Raw genomic sequence first — 17,930 nt, 5'->3', positions numbered from 1 at the left:
CTTTTTTTGGAACAGAAAATGATTATACTATGATTTGTCGTTAGAAACAATAGTATATTTTTATTCCAATTACCTACTTAAGGTAATACACTTGGTGTTAATGTATATGCATTAGCTCCTCCAGGAGACACCGCGTTGAAAATGGTGTACTTTCTTTCAGGAAACTTCACAGCATAATTAGCCTGATCGATCCCTTGTATGATAACAACGCTTGGCACTGGAACACTATATGCTGCCACATTAGACGTTAGAGTATGACTTTCTCTAATAATTTGACCATCGACTATAATTTGAATTTGGTCTTCACTATCTCCTGTAAAATCCCAAATAAGCATACGTGCCGTACCTCCATCAAAATCTCCAATCGCAAAGTCTTGTTCATTGAGTGCCAGCTCGCTCGTATCCTCGAGCACAAAACCAGACTCAATAATGGAGGACGTACGATTCATTACCTCATCAGCAGCTCTCTCCTGTGAAACAGAAGAAGAAGAGAAGAACATTCCAAAAATCATTAAAGTCAACGTCACAAGTCCTAAATTTCTTCTCATTAATTTCGCTGATGGTGTCAGCTCTGTTTCTCTCGATGATGCTGTCAGCTCTGTTTTTTTCGTTGATGGCATCAATTTTGTTTCTTTCGGTGCTTTCTTTCTTTTACCCAATTTTTGTAGTGGTGGTAGATTCTTGTTTCTAGCATCTTGATTAGGAAACTGATCTTGCGTGGATTGTTTAGTGTTATTGGGATTGTGCATATATGGTCGTTTATTCATTTATACATACCTCCTGTTGACGAAGGGTGAGGAGGCCGGATGGCGCGCAAACCACCAGGACATCACAATTCTCACAACGACAAAGCTAACAATTGCCAGCGTTATCGCTACCCCTTTTGATGGGAAATTGTGTTCAGCCCAATGATGTAAAAATGTAGCTCCTAATCCCGTAGCCATTAACATAAATAAACACATTTGTAGCACCGGCCATAAAATCGGTAACTTATAGTAAATCCACTGTAGCGTTTCAATCCGAATCGAGAGATAAAGAAAAAAGCTACAAAATCCGATCATAAACAAATAGTACGCTCCATGAGGTGTTCCATATTGCAATGTCGCTCGTATATCATCTATTGCCATAAATGGACCCAATACTAAACAAATAACCGCAAAGAAAAAAAGTGGATAAAATCCTACTCTACCTACAATTCTCATCATGCGATCTCCTCCCTTTTTGCTACATCCTCAGCCGTTATTGTAATAAGATCATCCATCGTAGCATCATGAAAATCATTTAGTCTAACGGCATGCTTACGAATAGATGCCTCAATTAAGTTACGAACGAATCGTCCATTTCCACTTTGGACGCTTGCAGCTTCAATCTCACATTGCTCTAATAAAACAACCTTAGCTGCTTCTTCTATTTGATATCCTTTGTGAGTTAGCATCACCTTACAAATTTGTAGCATCTCCTCACTCGTATAGTTTGGAAAAGGGATATGATGTGGAAAACGAGAGCGCAGACCTGAATTGGCACTCCAGAAATCATTCATTTCTTTCTCATAACCTGCGACTATGACAACGAGGTCTTCTTTTAAATCCTCCATCGCTTTCACAATCGTATCAATCGCTTCCTGTCCAAATTGATCTCCTGCAAGACTATACGCTTCATCGATGAACAAGACGCCTCCCCTTGCCTTATCAATGATCTCCTTTGTTTTTAAAGCTGTTTGACCGACATAACCTGCAACAAGTCCACTTCGGTCTGTTTCGATAATTCGATCTGTATGAATCACACCTAATTCATGCAAACGTTTCGCAACAACCCGAGCAATCGTCGTTTTTCCTGTTCCGGGGTTTCCAGTGAAAGACATGTGTAGACTCTGTCCACTAATTTCAGGTAAGCCCATCGCTTTCCGTCTTTCATTCATTGAAACTTGAGCGAAGAGGTTATTCATAAACTCCTTCACACTATTTAGACCAATAATGTCATTTAACTGTTCCTGTGCTTGGTCAACTTTCTCTGCGTCATGATGAACGTCAAAATCCTCCGCTAGCAATTCAATAAGCATTTCATTATCATCCACATCAGATTCCGCAACTCGAACTGATTGCTTTCGAATCGCTGCCTCTAGGACATTTCGTACCATACGTCCATTCCCTGTAGCTTCACGATTAGCTGCTTGTTTATTTCTAAATAGTTCCTCAAGTGTATGATCTAATTCTTGTGACAATAAGAACCCTCTTTGCTTCGTAGTTAAGTGGAGCATTTGTACAAGCTCATGCGCCGTGTAATCTGGAAAATGAACATGAAGAGGAAAGCGCGAGAACAATCCTGCGTTCGTTTCAAGCAACTTCTCCATATCTTCTTCATATCCAGCTAAAATGACAATGACATTATCCTTATGAATTTCCATTAATCGAACTAATTCATTAATCGCTTCTTTGCCAAAGCCGCCTTGACCATCGACTAATGCATAAGCCTCATCAACGAATAAAATCCCGCCTAAAGCAGACTCTACAACTTGCTTCGTCTTATCTGCCGTTTGTCCAGCATAGCCTGAGACAAGCTCACTCCTTCCTACCTCCACAAGATGACCCTTTTTTAATACGCCTAGCTCCTTCATCATTTTAGCTAAAGTACGAGCAATCGTCGTCTTCCCTGTTCCAGGGTTACCTGAGAACACCATATTTAACACTTGCTCTGTTCGAATAGATAAGCCCGCTTCCTTTCTCCTTTTATTCGCTAATAATTGCTTTTCTAACGTACGTATAATATCTTTCACAGACTCTAAGCCTATATAAGATGCAAGCTCTTCCTCTAAATCAAACGTATCAGTATGGATAAGACCGAAATCTTCTGCTGTTAATAATTGATAATTGCTATCCTCTTGCTCATTTACACGTACCGCTTGTTTTCTGATGGCTTCTTCCAAGACATTTCGTACTAGACGACCATTTCCACTATCATTTCGTCCCGGAATTTGTTTACGTTCAAATAAATCAATGAACAATTTCTTCTCTTCAACTTGAAGCTGGTACTCTCTCTGCTGAGTCATTAATTGAAGCATTGTATAAAGTTCATCTGGCGAATAATCAGCAAACTCCACTTGGAATGGAAAACGTGATCGCAAGCCTGGGTTCGTCTTTAGAAAGCCTTCCATCTCTTGTGTATATCCTGCTAATATAACGACTAAATCTTCACGGTAATCCTCCATACCTTTTACTAAAGTATCGATCGCTTCCTGACCATACGTATCATGTTTGCTTCTAGATAGTGCATAAGCTTCGTCGATAAACAGAACCCCGCCTAAAGCTTCTTGTATTTTCGACATGGTCTTTGGTCCCGTTTGACCAACGTATTCTCCAACGAGGTCTTGCCGAGCCACTTCTACTAGCTGTCCTTTTGAAAGAATGCCTAATCCTTTTAAAATATATGAGATTAATCTGGCCACAGTTGTCTTACCTGTTCCAGGGTTTCCAGAAAAGATCATATGTAAAGTAAGTGTAGTAGTAGACAAACCTTGTTCTTTCCTTTTCAATTGCAGTTCAACGGTTTTCGTTAATTCATGCACAAACGCTTTAACCTCCGTTAACCCAATTAAGCTATTAAGCTCCTCAAACGCTTGATCAATCGATTGACCTATTTCATACGAAAGAGAGAAAAGAGATTGATGATGCCCAGCTAAATATAGTTGATCACTATCCACGATGAGCTGTTCCATCTCTCCTAATTCACCACGAGCTCGAACCGCGACAAGGCTCTCAATAAGTTGAATCGAAATCCATTTCTTTAATAGTCTTCCGTTCATTTCCGCTTCTAACGATCTTTGCGCTAAAAGGTCAACTACTGTTGAATGCCATGTGATTTGTTTATTCGTTAATTGAATAACTTGTGCTCGAGCTCCCTCTAGCATATTAGCAGCCATTTTCTTTAAATGCTCAAGCTCCAAAGCAATCGTATCAAGCTCCTCTGAAATGTGATGACGAATCCGTTCAGGTATTTCAGCTTTTTTCTCAGTAATAAAGATCAAAATATGGTCAGCTGAATCGATCACAACTCCTGCTTCTGTACGGAAATATCCGTTTTTCACTAGATTTTCTAAATTTGTTACGATCTGATCATTAGCTCGCTCAATGCCTCTTAAGATAATAGGTGTTCCCCCATATGAAAAAGCACTGGAGAAATCGCGAACAAAATTAGAATGAACATCTTTGTCCGTATAAATACTAACATCTAACGTGATGACCTGTTTATAACGAACGAGCTTATGCTGATGAAGAGTATGAACAACTTCTGTTATCCCTAACTCCTTCCCACTTCCTTTTGGGCCTGTAACAGAAAGAGACGGTACTTTCCCTTCGAGCCCACCACCTAACAAATATTGTTTCTTAAAAAACAAAACAAGATTAGCTATGTATTCATCCTGACCATAGACTCTAGAACAAACGGACTCCTCTACCCGATTAAAGACTTCATCCAGTTCCCCCTGATGGCTTTTTGTATGAGAAGGTTTATTCTTTTGCTTAGCATCCGTTGAATGCAAAGACGAATTCTCAATTGGTGTCATTTGTCTTTGGGCTACTTCTTGTCCCCCAATAGACTGAGACGAATAGCGAATACTTTGATTTTCTACTTGACGACTATTTTCCTCCCTCTGTTTAAAATCTAATAGCTGTAATTCTGGAATAATAATTCGAGACCATTTCTTCCACATCTTCCAAACCTCCTCAATCTTTCATTTATTTTTACATTAGGATACACTCGTGAAATTCCATTTTTGAACAACAATGACAATGCTTTTATTTTATCATAAAACTAGTTAATTAGTATGAGGAATACTAGAGAGAGAGGATATAAACATTTCTCTTATTAAACTTATTCCTATCTGTCTCTTCTTCCTACTCTTTACAAGTTTTTTGGTCAGTGTTACTTTATATAGAAAGATGGAAAAGACATAGAGGGGATTTTTATGAATGTAAAAACGGCTAACGATTTACTAGAACTTGTCAATTCACTCATTGAAGGTAAAATGTATTTTTTATCAAGGATGACAGACGAGACATTCTCTATTTTAAAAATTTTAGACAAAGGGATGGGTAGCCAAATTGAAGACGGATTCACCATTAACATAAGTGAATCTTATTGCCAGCAAATCTTTTTAGGGAACCAGGAACCACTGCTTATTAATGATGCCCACCGACACCCATTCACTTGTCAACTCCCACTAACATCTGAACTGAACATTCAATCCTATGTCGGTGTTCCGATCTTCTATCGTAATGGAGAAATGTATGGAACATTATGTGCGTTAGATAATCAACAAGACCACTTTTCAGATGCTGATTTAAAATTACTAGAAAAGTGCTCTAATCTATTTTCTTATGTGATTGAATTAGAAAAGAAAAGCACCTTTGATACACTAACAAACCTCTATAATCGAAATTATTTATATGACCATTTCGATTCAACATTTAAAGCTGGGACATTACTATCATTGGATTTAGATGGGTTTAAAGAAGTCAATGACAGCTATGGTCATGACGTAGGCGACCTCGTATTAGCAGAAGTTGGTAGCCGTATTAAACAACAGCTTACTTCAGACGATATGGGCTTTCGATTAGGTGGAGACGAGTTTGCCATCATACTTGCTAACTTCCTTGATGAAGACACCATTCTAAATCGAACGAATGAACTTTTAGCATTATTAGCAAATTGGCGTGACTTTAAGTACGAAAACAACATTACTGTCAGTATCGGTATTGTCCGATTTCCAGAGGACGGTAATGACTTACAAACACTTCTCAAGAAAGCAGATGAGGCGATGTATGTGGCGAAGAAAAACGGTAAGAATCGATATTATGTATATGAGTAATATACTTAAACAGTGATTCGAATGTCGGGTTCGAATCACTGTTGTTTTTTGATGGTTATTTCAAATAAAAGCAAACTTACGGCGAAAGAAATGCCCTCAAAACGAGGAGAAACAAGTGCTCATGTTTGTACTATTCATCACTTTACCTTGATGTCACCTTCTTTTGCAAAATGTCGAACATCTAACTTATCTTCTTTCCATTTGATAAGTTCAATAACTGATGAGAGAAACGTAAGCGCTAATCCTTGTCCCCAGCCCTGGGCCCACTTTCGATCTATATCAAGATATCCTTGTATGTCATTCATGACAGCTGTGCCACCCGAAACATTTAATACTCTTCCGTTATCAGTAATATTATCTAAAATACTAGAAAATGCCTTCTGAACATACTTTCCATGAAGAGGATTATGTTGCATAATCATAGCAGCAGCAATACCCGATGTTGCCGAAACCTCACCATATGCCTCTGGGAAATCTAGAACGGTCCCCCAAAGTCCATCTTCCCTTTGCAACTTTTTGATTGCGGCAAGCTGGTCACGCAATGAGCAGACAATGTGCATAAATGGCGGATACAAATAAGCTTCTGGCAACACTCTCCCCACTCTTGACATAGTGTAAGCAGCCCAAGCGTTTGCACGAGCCCAAAAGATCCCCGACATATGATTCTGTTTAATATGGTTATAGCCGTGGTACCAAAGTGCCGACTTTTCATCCTGTAAATATTCAATATGCCATTTAAACTGGTGTAGCGCATCATCAATTAAAGCTTTTTTCTCTAACATCACACCGGTGCGAAGCTGGAAGTAAGCAGCCATAAACAGCGTATCAGCCCAGCACTGTTCATCAAAATCATTATTTGTTGACACAGTATGCTGGAGGACACGATCACCAAACCGTAGCGCTTTATGTTCCAAATAGTCGAGCTTACTTAAGATAATATCGAGATATTTCTGATCCTTTGTTTCTTTATAAAGGGCAAGCAGTATATGCCCCATTGCACACGTATTAACAGTCCAAGCTGGAAGTCCGACTTTCAAATACTCATCAACCCACTCTTTCGCCCGCTCCAAATATGCCCTTTCTCCTGTCACTTCGTAAGCTCGGCTCACTCCGTAAAAAGCAACTCCCCCCGGCCATTCCCACGTCAAATCCATATCGAACGTGTAATTAACGATACGATCTACAATTTGTTTCAACTCATCAACAGTATGTTCTATCATTAGATTCATATTTCCTCCTTTTTAGAGCCCCTTACTTCGAAAGTAGGAGCTCTAACCGTTTTTCTAATTTATTCAGAATAATTGTAATTACCTGCATCAATTGCTGCCTGTTTTTCGTCAAGTATCTCTTGGTAGCCAGCATTGAGATATTGTTGCTTAGCTGCTTCGTACTCCTCATCAAATTTGTCTTCTGATCCAAGGACAACTTTCAAATAAAGCTCCTGAAATAATGCATTCAAGTCTGATTGATATTCGTTTTGACTTTCAATGACAACTGTGAACAAGGCGTCTGGTGTAGAATATTCTTTTGTCTCATCTTGGTATTTGAATAAATCGTCTACAATTTCCTCATGACCTGGAGGAGACCAGAAATTCTTCATCGCTTTACGCGTTAACTCATCTGTTCCAAAATAAGGTGCCTCGGTTACCAATGCCCAATAATCCTTATTATTGTTCATCGCAAGTGCTGATTCACCATTAAAGTCATTATTCACTACAGGAAATCCTTCATCATCAAGAATATAATTCTCACCTTCAACACCATTTTGTAAGAAGAATAAGTTATCTGGTTGACTCATCCATTCTAAATACAGCCAAACAGCAATTCGTTCCTCATCTGTGGCAGCTTCATTAATGCCCATAATTAACCCAAAAGGCCAATCGGCACGACCTTGAGGCACACGACCTTCTGGTGCATGTGGAGGAATAACAGCAAACTCAGCTTCTGGGTTGTTTTGTAGTGTCGCTTCAAAAAGATCCGTATTGCTAGAAATGTATTCCCCATACGTTCCAGTCCTACCTGCGACAAACTCTGTTTTAATTTGGTTACCATCCATGCGTAAATAAAACTCTTGGTCAATTAGACCATTATGATATTGATAACTTAAGTTACGAAGCCAACGTTCAGTGTCTTCGGTCGTAAAGTCTGCAACCATAAGGTCTGAATAAAGCGCTCGATATTCTGGATCAATTGGCCAATCACGAAAAGCATAGTTATAATTGTAAATGTTCGCTGTCAAACCACCGCCTAATGTACCTAGGCCAGCTTCCTTCCACTTCATAGCCATCTCATTAACCTTCTCAAGTGACGTTAAATCTTCTACTTTCATCCCAACCTCTTCTACCCAATCCTTTCGAATAACCGTCACAAAATTTGAGATATCTGGTCGTTCAGCAAAAAAGAAGATATTCTCTCCATCTACAACCCCGTATTGTTCAATCGTTTCACTTACATTTTCCCAATATGTTGGAGCATACTCTGCAATCTCATCCAAATCCAACGGTTGCATTACACCAGCACCATAATAAGCTAGTGCTTGAGGCATATCATAATGAATAATAATATCTGGCGCATTACCAGCAGCAAGCAATTGTTGGTAATCCGTCACTTCATTAGCTCGTGCTATTGGGACAAAATTCACATCCACGTTATATGTTTCACCGAACTCTTCTTGAATCCAACGTGTATAGAAATTGTCGGTTACATTCCAACCTTCAAAAGCACGATCATAAACTGGTATATCCAGGGTTACTGTTTCTTGGAACATCACACCATCTTCACTCATATCGTTGTTATCCGTTTCGTTTGCAGTTGGTGTTTCATGATCATTAGATGAAGTATCACTTGAACAAGCAGCTAAAAGACTTCCGAACATAAATAAAGCGGTTACAATTATAAAGAAATTCATTTTTTTCATAGGTATCCCCCATTTTCTTTTAAAATTCAACACTATTCCTTGACTGACCCTATCATCACGCCTCTAACAAAATACTTTTGGATAAATGGATACACACAAATAATCGGTAACGTCGCAAAGACAACAACAGCTGCTCTTAGTACTTCTGGACTACTCGTTTGCACAAACGTCATTTCAAGCTGAAAGCTCTCACTTGCTTGTACAACAAGATAATACAATTTTAACTGCAATGGTCGTAATGTCGTTTCATACTTAATATAAAACAAAGCGTCCTGATAGGCATTCCAACGACCAACCGCGTAGAACAGGGATAACGTTGCCAAGATTGGCTGTGTCAGTGGAAGGACAATACTCCATAAAATTCGGAAATGTCCTGCTCCATCTATACGTGCTGATTCCTCCAAGCTGACTGGAACTAAGCTCGTAATCGAGCTTCTTAAAATGAGTAGATTAAAAGCACTGAACGCGCCTGGCAGGACGAGCGACCAGATTGTATCAAGCATTCCTAAATTGTTAATAAGCAAATAATCAGGAATAATACCGCCCGTGAAATATAAAGTAATCATAAACATAATCGTTATGATTGTGCGCCCTTTCAATTGCTTACGAGATAATGGATAAGCAGCGCAAATGGTAACGATCATACCCAAAACCGTGAACAACACGGTAATAAGAATGGTTACATAAAGTGATTGGACGATGCTTTGATCAGAGAATATTTGAAAGTACGCATCAAACGATACTCCTCTAGGCCAAAGAAACACTCTGTTTGCCACTACATAAGCATCATCACTTAATGATTTAGCAACAACATGAACAAATGGCAGCAGGCACGTCAAAGATGCAACTATTAATATTAGACGAATAATAATATCCCATATGTCAAATCGCCCTAATCGCTTAACGGAAGTGCCCCTATCGGATGATTTCATTTTTTACCTCCTTTCTAATTCAAAATGCCTCAAGAAAATTTCTCACTAAAGCAATCCATCTTCACCTAATTTCTTTGCAATTCGATCGGCAATGATTACGAGGATAAGGCCGATGACAGCTTGAAACAACCCAAGCGCAGTTGCTCGGCTATAATCACCATTTTCAATTCCCCAACGGAATACTAAAATCGGAATTGTCGTTGTAAACTCCGTTGTGGCCATATTTTGTAATGCAAATACTCTCTCAAATGATCCCCCCATCACATGACCTAAACTCATAATCAATAGAACGACGATTGTCGGTCGGATACAGGGTAGCGTGACGTGCCACATTTTGCGCCAACGCCCCGCGCCATCAACGGTTGCCGCTTCATACAACTCAGGATTGACACCACTCATGGCAGCTAGATAAATGATCGTTCCCCACCCCATGCTTTGCCATACACCGATAGCAAGGTAGCTAAACAGCCAATGGAGATCACTCTGAAGAAATGGAATACGATTTCCTCCAAGCTGCTCAATCAGATTGTTGATCATACCACTACCTAATCCTAATAATTGATAGGCTAGAGCTCCAATGATCACCCACGAGAGAAAGTGAGGCAGATAGAGTAGCGTTTGATTCACACGTTTGAACACGGTACCAGTAATTTCATTAATTAATAATGCGAGCATGATCGGAATCGTAAAACTAAGGATGAGATCGGACATATTAAGTAATAACGTATTGCGTACCGCTCTTCCGAAATCAGGTCTGGCGAATAAATCTTTGAATACTTCAAACCCGACCCATTCACTGGCCCAAAACCCTCGTAAAATATTGTAGTCTTGAAAAGCAATTAAGAGACCGGATAAGGGTAAATACTTAAATACGAATGCAAACATTATTGGTATGGTTAATAGAAAATAAAGCTGCCAATCACGGCGAAGGTAGTAGCTAATACCCTTCTTCTCATGCTCCCAAATTAAAGCGTTTTCATTTTTTTGATTTAAATTTGTATTGAGCTTTGCTTTCAAATTTTTTCACCTCCCTGTACGTAAGTTCCTCCGCTTGGCCTTTTAGTGACTCGTGAGGTTTGTCATAATCATATTCCGGATGAATGGTATCGTAAATCGTGAATATTGATTTCTTCCTTTTATAATTGATACTAACTGGAACTTTCGTGATTTTGTGTATCAAAAGTAATCACTATTTACAAGCATAATCAAAAATTAAAGCTGTCTTTATCGGTGAAAAACCGAAAAAAACAGCTCATAGTATTAGGACTTAACTTGCTTATAGTTGCTCGGGGTCATCCCTTCAAATTTCCGAAAGAATCTGTTAAAACTTTGTGCATTATTGTATCCAACTGTAGAAGCAATCTGTGCGATGGTCAAATTGGATTCCACTAGCATTTGTTTTGCTTTCTCGATTCTGCGAATATTAAGGTGTTCAATTAAGCTTCGTCCTGTCATCTCATAGACGATCCTTCTCATATAGGAGTAACTGATTCCGATATCCTCCGCCATTTCTTCAAAATCAATTTCTTCACAATAATGATGATCTAAATAACTTAAGATACTCTCCCCATAATCATTAGTCTGAACTGCTGGCTTCGTAAGATACTGCATAATATCTTCAAAAAAACGGACCAGACACTTTTCAATCTCATCCAATGTATCGACCAAAGTAAGAGATGTATAAATGTTATCTCTACCAGCAAAAATTCTCGTTGTACTAATATTGTTCTCTCTTAGATGTTTAATACAAATACCTACTAACTGATGGTAAATAAATAAGATATTGTCATAGGAAATATAGTCAGCTGAGCGTATCTCATTACTAATAACTCCTAATTCACTGATAATACTATCGAGGTCACCGTTATCCATAAAATTGAGGATTCGCCTTTCGCTATTAACAGGATATATGTATTTTTTATTATGCTCTTTTTTCTTACTCCAGTAAGTAATGCCACCACTTCCTTTGATCATGCGATGCTTTATAACTTCCATCGCTTCCGCAAAGCGAGCAGACACCAAATCCAATTTCTTTGTAGGACTACTGACACCAATCGTTACGGAATGACTTAAGAGTTCTTCCGCTTTATTCATAATGTTGAGAAGTGACATATGAATGTTAGAATCGAATTCGTCATCTTCAAGTTGTTCATAGTTTAATACGATGACAAAGCAACCATCTCCTTGATAAACGCACCGTGCCGTCACACTTTCCGGAAACAAGCGATTACATTCTGAGGTGAAATGGTAACAGTGGTAACTACGGGTCTCTGGATTATGTATGTTCACATAATCTCTATATTGATCTATCGAGACAACCACAAGAAGGAAGCAGGGAGCTGCAAACATTTCAATAGAATGAGAAGAAATTTCACCTCTTAATAGATTATGAATAGCAAGACTGTGGGAATCACGTTCTCGTATATTGAGCATCCGTTGAAGGTCTTCTTCCTTTTCCTGCATTTTATTGAACGCCACATCGAGAAAAGCTAGCTCATTCCTTCCATTTATCCCTAAATTAGTTCGTAAGCTCAAACTTTGAACTAAATCCCTTATTGGTTTGGATAACCATGTCGCTAAAAATACAGTTAAAATAACCCCTATTAAAATAATAAAAACAGTAAGCAAAATAATATTTCGTTGCAAGCTATGTGTCGTCATCATGAGTTCGTTAACCGAATACACACCCACGTTTATCCAATCGGATTTCTTAGTTCGAGACCATGTGTACAACATTCGCTCGCCTTCAAGTTCGCGAAACATGTAACCCTCCAACAGGTCATGTTCAAATATTTCTCGGATAAAAGGGTCATCTGTGCCCTTTTCTAACAACATACTCTTGTCACTATGAGAAATGATTGTTCCATTTGAATCCATAATGGCATATTCCTGTTTACTAGCATCTGATGAACGAAAATAATTCCCGAATTCAACTTCCGTTACATTAACAACAATCGTTCCATTCGTAATGGTTGAAAGTTGGTTGAGTGGTAATACATAAGATATGACATTCACTCCCGATTCAAGCTCGCGTGAATACCAAACACCTCTAATTCCCCTTCGCTCAACTAATGCTTCTTGTATCCAGTCGATAGGCTCGTATTTTTCCAAATTGGTAATTCCTTTATCAGTAGATACGACATAGTCTGAATCGCTTAAATAAAAGAAGACAGAATATACTCCATCTCCCCTACGCTTCAATTGCATTAGTTCGCCCAGTACCACGCGTGCTTCCAGAACGTGTTTTAAATTTGAGTTTAATTCTGTGAAATTCTTATAAGAATGGATTCGATCAAAAATGTTTGTACTCGTAAGAGCTACCGTGTTTTGAGCTATATGATTGAGCGCATTATTGGAGAGCATACGATTTGCGTTCAATTCAGCTAAAGAAGATTCCGCAATAGCGTATTCTGAATTTTGAACAATTTGTTCACCACTGTACCAAGTTAGAATAGCAATAGGAATAGCCATAATACAAAATAAAATAACGATCAATTGCAACATTAGTGGAAGTCGATTCATATTAACCCTCCTCCCCTCATTAAAGCGCTTACACTTAATTGCTGCAATTATTCTAATTTTCATAATTCTATTTATATAGTTAAAATCCTTTTTTTAGTCAGTTGTTTTTACTTTTTCATTAACTCTTATATCCGCCTATGCAACAATAATAATCATAGATTAACTAGATACCTTAGTAAATCACAAATATTGATCACTCTTGTTATATTTGATAAACTTTAGTCATTTTTCATACTAATGTCCCATAAATGATCAATTTTAAATGATTTAATCAAAAATTTAAGATCACTGAATTTATTACCAATATATCCTTTTACTTATGTTGAACGACTTTAACCATTCACTCATTCTTCACATAAAAACAACAAGTCAAAAAGTAATGTTCTCGTAGCAACAACTAAAACATTGGCGATTATCTCAAGATAAATGATTATAAGCCAAATTAATTTTGGTGATATTGAGAAGATTTAAGTGTTTTTTAAGAAATTTTTATTATGATTATAAAGTCATGATTTCCAAAGGGATTTTCGATTAAACATTAAAATTTACCTATTAAAAAAGAAGGATACACAATGAAGGGCTTGCGACGTATCCTTGCCCACTTGAGATGGATGCTATAAGAGTGTTACTTTTCTAAATCCATTATTTTCTCACTCCTTTCTATCATCCAACTACACCTTACTTATTTATAATGATACAAAAATGTAATACCTCTCTTTAGATATTAATCCAATAAACATTTCCATCGATATACTAAGTAACACAGTCTTTTAAGGATAACCTTAAAGTGAAAACCATTAATAAATTTAAAAAGAAAAGAAGGTCTTAATATGAAAGGAAAAATAAGGATGTTAATTAATTCTGACATTAAATCCTACATCATAAGTAAGGAGACAGGGATTCAGCAAAGTACCATTTCAAGGTTACGAAAAGGAAAAATTAAAATTGGACGACTTACCTTAGATACGGCATTGAAACTTGCTGAATTTTATGATCAAAATAAAGCTAGATTGAAGCCCCCACAAACGTGATAGTCTTTTTATTTACAAACAATCTGATCGGTGTAGGAAACAAATGATTCAACAAGGTTTTGTAAGGTTACGCTTCTCCAAACCGTCAGAAAATAAATCCAATAAAAAAACACCACTTAAAAAAGTGCTGTTTTCGTAGAAACCCTTGTTCCAGAAGGATTTCGCGGGTTTGTCACCCAATGACCCGTATGGGGCTCGAACCAATGACCTCCACCCTGTCAAGAGCCTCATGAGAATTTCCTCAGTCTACCGAAAATACCCTGAAAGCTTATCGTGTAAGGCTTTCAGGGTATTTTAATTTATTGCTGATAACCGGGAATATCGCCTGATTTTCTGTAATGTGTGACCAAAATGTGACCACTGATAATCGTTACGATTATTTATAATGGTTTTTGATGTGGATGCCGAATTAAAAATATTTCAACATGATCCCTTGTCATTCGATAAAATACTTTATATGGATCTGACTTCCCAACAGATACTAGTACCATTCTAAGATCAACAGGCATTTTGCGGATAAGAACCTGACGACCGGGAATATAGATTGAAAAATCCTGACGTTTAAAGTATGCCTGTATGATCCTTTTAAGATACCCAGCAATAGGTGGCAATTCAATTGTCTCTCTCCATTGGTCTAAATCCAATAACGATTGAATTGCCGATCTTCTCCATTTAATTTCCATACTCTACTGTCCTAACATTTTATTGATTTCTTCTTCGGACAATAAAGGGTTATCATTTTCTAAGGCTTGAAGTAGTTGATTTTCTTCTTCGGTGTCTGTTACTTCGTAACAATCGGAGATCTTCAAATCTTCAACCTCCATTAGTAGATATTTTCGCTCACCGACTTGGAAATATAATTCACCAGATTGAATGGCTTGTTTAATGTCTTTATGATCAATTTTTATTGGTTTCACATTCATCACCTGCTTTTTGTCCTTATTGTTTTTATTATAAACGAACTTTAAGGATAAATAAACTTCAACAGAAAAATGACCCTAAAATATCTGTCCATTGAGTGTAACCTATCCACTACCGAAAACTCTTTTGAAGAAATCCCCCATCTGCCGGTGCCCCTAACCTATCTTGTAGTATCACAGCTTCGCTTGTTATACGGGATCCATGTCCCAACCAGCCTCAAACATGTTTCTACAAGTAGGGGGTGGACAATATTGCGGACGGGATCGAGTCCCACGCGCCCGAGCGTCCTACCCCGGCTACCCTCATTAAACCATTAAAAATGGCCAACCAGAAAATAAAGTTCTGATTGACCTTATAATACGATACCTCCCGTTTGTTGAATGAAGGAATAACTCATACTAGCAGGTATTTTTAAAGAAATCACTTAATGCAAATCCCTAATTGAATTTAAAAATCCTTTTATAAATTCCTTTCAAGTAAAATACTGACTTGTTCAGCTATTGAATCAGTACTTTCAGGTGTTGCATCTAACATATACAATTCCATGACCCCGACAATTGCCATCCCTAAAAACCGGAAAAACACTTCCTCACTAATTTCTTTATTTTTTCCATTTTTTAAATCCACTTTTTCTTTTATTTCCTCAATCACAAAATGTAAGAAACGATTTCTAAATGTGATTGTCCCGTTACTTGAGAATAAAGGTGAAAAGAATGACTTATTTTTCTCGAAATATTCGAACCAAATAATTGACCCCTCTACTAAACCCTTGTCTTTTTTTTGCTGGCAAATAACTTTCAACTCAGCTAAGTGTTCTTCAATAAGTTTATCGAGTAAATCAAATTTATCGAGGTAATGAAGATAGAACGTTCTGTTCCCCACATTCGCTTCATCGCAAATATCCTTTACCGTAATTTTTTCAAAAACTTTTTCTGACATGAGTTCCATAAAAGAATTTTTTATGGCTTCTCGAGATTTAAGTATCCTTCTATCGACTTTAGTCATTGTCATCATCACCAAACTTTCTTGAAAATTAATGCACAATTTCAATTAATTCGTGCATTAATGCGTAAATTGATCGAAATTGACGTTTGAAAACATCCTGTTTTTCTTTTATATTATACACACGCAATAAATAATACATCAATACGCATTATTTATTGTGTGTTATTTAACTACCTACAGAATAATAAAACAGTAAATCTCAACCAAAAGAAGGGATAGAAATTTCAAAATAAAGTGCTTACCTATCGTACTTTCAGTGTAGATTGATTAAAAAAAACAGGTTTGTCATTATGATGAACAAAAATTAGTTACTAAATAAAAATATAGGTGATCAAAAAAGTAATATTTTTTCCGATAGGCTGTGAGGTAGGAACTATATTTATTATAAAAGGAGAAATAGCATGGGAAAATCAGTAACATTTAAAAATGGTAATTTAAATATAGCAGGGCATCTTTACTTACCAGAGGAGTTTGAAGAGAGCAAAAAATATTCTGGTATTGTTGTTGTACACCCTGGTGGAGGCGTAAAAGAGCAGACTGCGGGAGTATATGCCGAAAAGCTTTCTAAACAGGGCTTTGTTGCATTAGCATTTGATGCGTCTTGTCAGGGAGATAGCGAGGGGAAACCACGTTTGTTAGAAGACCCGTATGCCCGAGTGGAAGATGTGCGTTGCGCAGTAGACTATTTGACGACTCTTCCGTATGTTGATCAAGAAAAGATTGGAGCACTTGGTATTTGTGCCGGTGGTGGTTATGCCGTAGCTGCAGCTCCAACTGAACGCCGCATCAAGGCAGTAGCGACCGTGAGTGCAGTGGATATCGGTGCTATGTTCCGAGGAGAAGGCAACATTGAAACACAATTTCAAACACTTGAGGCGGTTGCGAAGCAGCGTACTGCAGAAGCAAATGGAGCAGAAGTACATTTCCTTACTTATGCACCTGATACGCTCGAAGAAATTGATGAAAATACACCTGTGCTTATGCGTGAAGCTTATGACTACTATAGAACTCCTAGAGCACAGCACCCTAATTCTCCAAATCGATTCCGATTTACAAGCGTTGACAAACTCATGGCATTCTCAGCAATAGGCCAAATCAGTACCTACCTAACTCAACCGATGTTATTAATTGTAGCAACCGAGGCTGAAACACACGCTTACAGCGAACAATTCTACGAATTGTCGAATGGACCGAAGGAATTGTTCTGGGTCGAGGGTGCGACGCATGTTGCTATGTATGATATTCCAGAATATGTAGGTCAAGCTGTACCTAAGTTAACTGATTTTTTTGGCAAGAATCTTTAAGAAATAAGAAGCATTATGTTTAAAAAAACAGAAGCTTGATATCATTAAGAGTACGGCCGTTTCCCTGGTTATTTAGGGAAACGGCTGTACCTTATTTACAAGGTTTTTATATGAAAGGTTGGTGATTCTCACAAGAGCATCTATAAAACGCATTTCTGATGCCGATTCACAGGTCTAAAACTACCTAAAGTGGGATTTTACTAAGAGCTCCTTTCCTTTATATAGTTATTTGTTCATAATCCATATTCCATTAGATGGACCGATCGGAACAATAATAAAAGAGCTTTCTTCAGCTTTTCTGCGCGTTCAAGTAACTATCCGCCGGTAGAACCGGCGGTTTTAATTTCGCCCTATAAGGGCACTTTACTGACTGCCCCCTAAAGGGGACTCTAAACTGACCGTCAACCGTTCACTTCTATTACTTATCTTTAAATG

General features: G+C 37.8%; 14 protein-coding genes. 3 read left to right on the top strand and 11 right to left on the bottom strand.

The window, feature by feature from the left end:
* Positions 1–77: 77 nt before the first annotated feature.
* From MW695_RS15885 to MW695_RS15875, 3 genes are read right to left on the bottom strand one after another with little or no spacing between them, the layout of a single operon-like run.
* The gene (locus tag MW695_RS15885) at positions 78–767 is read right to left on the bottom strand and encodes a hypothetical protein (RefSeq protein ID WP_247106328.1); all 690 of its coding nucleotides are present in this window, start codon (positions 765–767) and stop codon (positions 78–80) included.
* Positions 768–1,205 carry a hypothetical protein gene (locus tag MW695_RS15880; RefSeq protein ID WP_247106327.1) on the bottom strand — a complete coding sequence of 146 codons (438 nt, stop codon included), beginning with the start codon at positions 1,203–1,205 and terminating at the stop codon, positions 768–770.
* Entirely contained in the window at positions 1,202–4,705 is a 3,504-nt protein-coding gene (locus MW695_RS15875; protein ID WP_247106326.1) for an AAA family ATPase, read from the bottom strand. Before MW695_RS15875 ends, MW695_RS15880 begins: the two co-directional genes overlap by 4 nt.
* Before the next feature lie 255 nt (positions 4,706–4,960).
* On the opposite strand from MW695_RS15875, the gene MW695_RS15870 reads away from it, so the two are divergent.
* Positions 4,961–5,863 carry a sensor domain-containing diguanylate cyclase gene (locus tag MW695_RS15870; protein WP_247106325.1) on the top strand — a complete coding sequence of 301 codons (903 nt, stop codon included), beginning with the start codon at positions 4,961–4,963 and terminating at the stop codon, positions 5,861–5,863.
* 137 nt (positions 5,864–6,000) lie between these two features.
* On the opposite strand, the gene MW695_RS15865 is transcribed toward MW695_RS15870, so the two are convergent.
* The 5 genes from MW695_RS15865 to MW695_RS15845 form a co-directional block, all read right to left on the bottom strand.
* A complete protein-coding gene (locus MW695_RS15865) occupies positions 6,001–7,092 on the bottom strand; it encodes a glycoside hydrolase family 88/105 protein (protein WP_247106324.1) in 1,092 nt (363 codons plus the stop codon).
* 59 nt (positions 7,093–7,151) lie between these two features.
* The gene (locus tag MW695_RS15860; protein WP_247106323.1) at positions 7,152–8,780 is read right to left on the bottom strand and encodes an extracellular solute-binding protein; all 1,629 of its coding nucleotides are present in this window, start codon (positions 8,778–8,780) and stop codon (positions 7,152–7,154) included.
* A gap of 32 nt (positions 8,781–8,812) precedes the next feature.
* On the bottom strand, positions 8,813–9,712 hold the full coding sequence (locus tag MW695_RS15855; protein ID WP_247106322.1) for a carbohydrate ABC transporter permease: 900 nt from the start codon (positions 9,710–9,712) through the stop codon (positions 8,813–8,815).
* Positions 9,713–9,757: 45 nt separating this feature from the next.
* Positions 9,758–10,729 carry an ABC transporter permease subunit gene (locus tag MW695_RS15850; protein ID WP_252120787.1) on the bottom strand — a complete coding sequence of 324 codons (972 nt, stop codon included), beginning with the start codon at positions 10,727–10,729 and terminating at the stop codon, positions 9,758–9,760.
* A gap of 243 nt (positions 10,730–10,972) precedes the next feature.
* Positions 10,973–13,234 carry an AraC family transcriptional regulator gene (locus MW695_RS15845; RefSeq protein ID WP_247106320.1) on the bottom strand — a complete coding sequence of 754 codons (2,262 nt, stop codon included), beginning with the start codon at positions 13,232–13,234 and terminating at the stop codon, positions 10,973–10,975.
* An 830-nt stretch (positions 13,235–14,064) separates the two neighbouring features.
* On the opposite strand from MW695_RS15845, the gene MW695_RS15840 reads away from it, so the two are divergent.
* A complete protein-coding gene (locus tag MW695_RS15840; protein WP_247106319.1) occupies positions 14,065–14,265 on the top strand; it encodes a helix-turn-helix domain-containing protein in 201 nt (66 codons plus the stop codon).
* A gap of 380 nt (positions 14,266–14,645) precedes the next feature.
* On the opposite strand, the gene MW695_RS15835 is transcribed toward MW695_RS15840, so the two are convergent.
* The 3 genes from MW695_RS15835 to MW695_RS15825 all read right to left on the bottom strand — a co-directional run bounded on the left by MW695_RS15835 (position 14,646) and on the right by MW695_RS15825 (position 16,191).
* Positions 14,646–14,948: a hypothetical protein gene (locus MW695_RS15835; RefSeq protein ID WP_247106317.1), complete on the bottom strand. Its 303-nt coding sequence runs from the start codon at positions 14,946–14,948 to the stop codon at positions 14,646–14,648.
* A gap of 3 nt (positions 14,949–14,951) precedes the next feature.
* The gene (locus MW695_RS15830) at positions 14,952–15,188 is read right to left on the bottom strand and encodes a hypothetical protein (protein ID WP_247106316.1); all 237 of its coding nucleotides are present in this window, start codon (positions 15,186–15,188) and stop codon (positions 14,952–14,954) included.
* Positions 15,189–15,645: 457 nt separating this feature from the next.
* Positions 15,646–16,191, bottom strand: a complete 546-nt coding sequence (locus MW695_RS15825; protein ID WP_247106315.1) for a TetR/AcrR family transcriptional regulator — start codon at positions 16,189–16,191, stop codon at positions 15,646–15,648.
* A gap of 401 nt (positions 16,192–16,592) precedes the next feature.
* On the opposite strand from MW695_RS15825, the gene MW695_RS15820 reads away from it, so the two are divergent.
* On the top strand, positions 16,593–17,495 hold the full coding sequence (locus tag MW695_RS15820; RefSeq protein WP_247106314.1) for an alpha/beta hydrolase: 903 nt from the start codon (positions 16,593–16,595) through the stop codon (positions 17,493–17,495).
* Positions 17,496–17,930 lie beyond the last annotated feature (435 nt).

The sequence above is a fragment of the Halalkalibacter sp. APA_J-10(15) genome (assembly GCF_023017105.1).
Taxonomy (GTDB): domain Bacteria; phylum Bacillota; class Bacilli; order Bacillales; family Bacillaceae_D; genus Halalkalibacter.
Note: the sequence above shows the minus strand (reverse complement) of the source record. Positions and strands in the feature narration are given on the sequence as shown.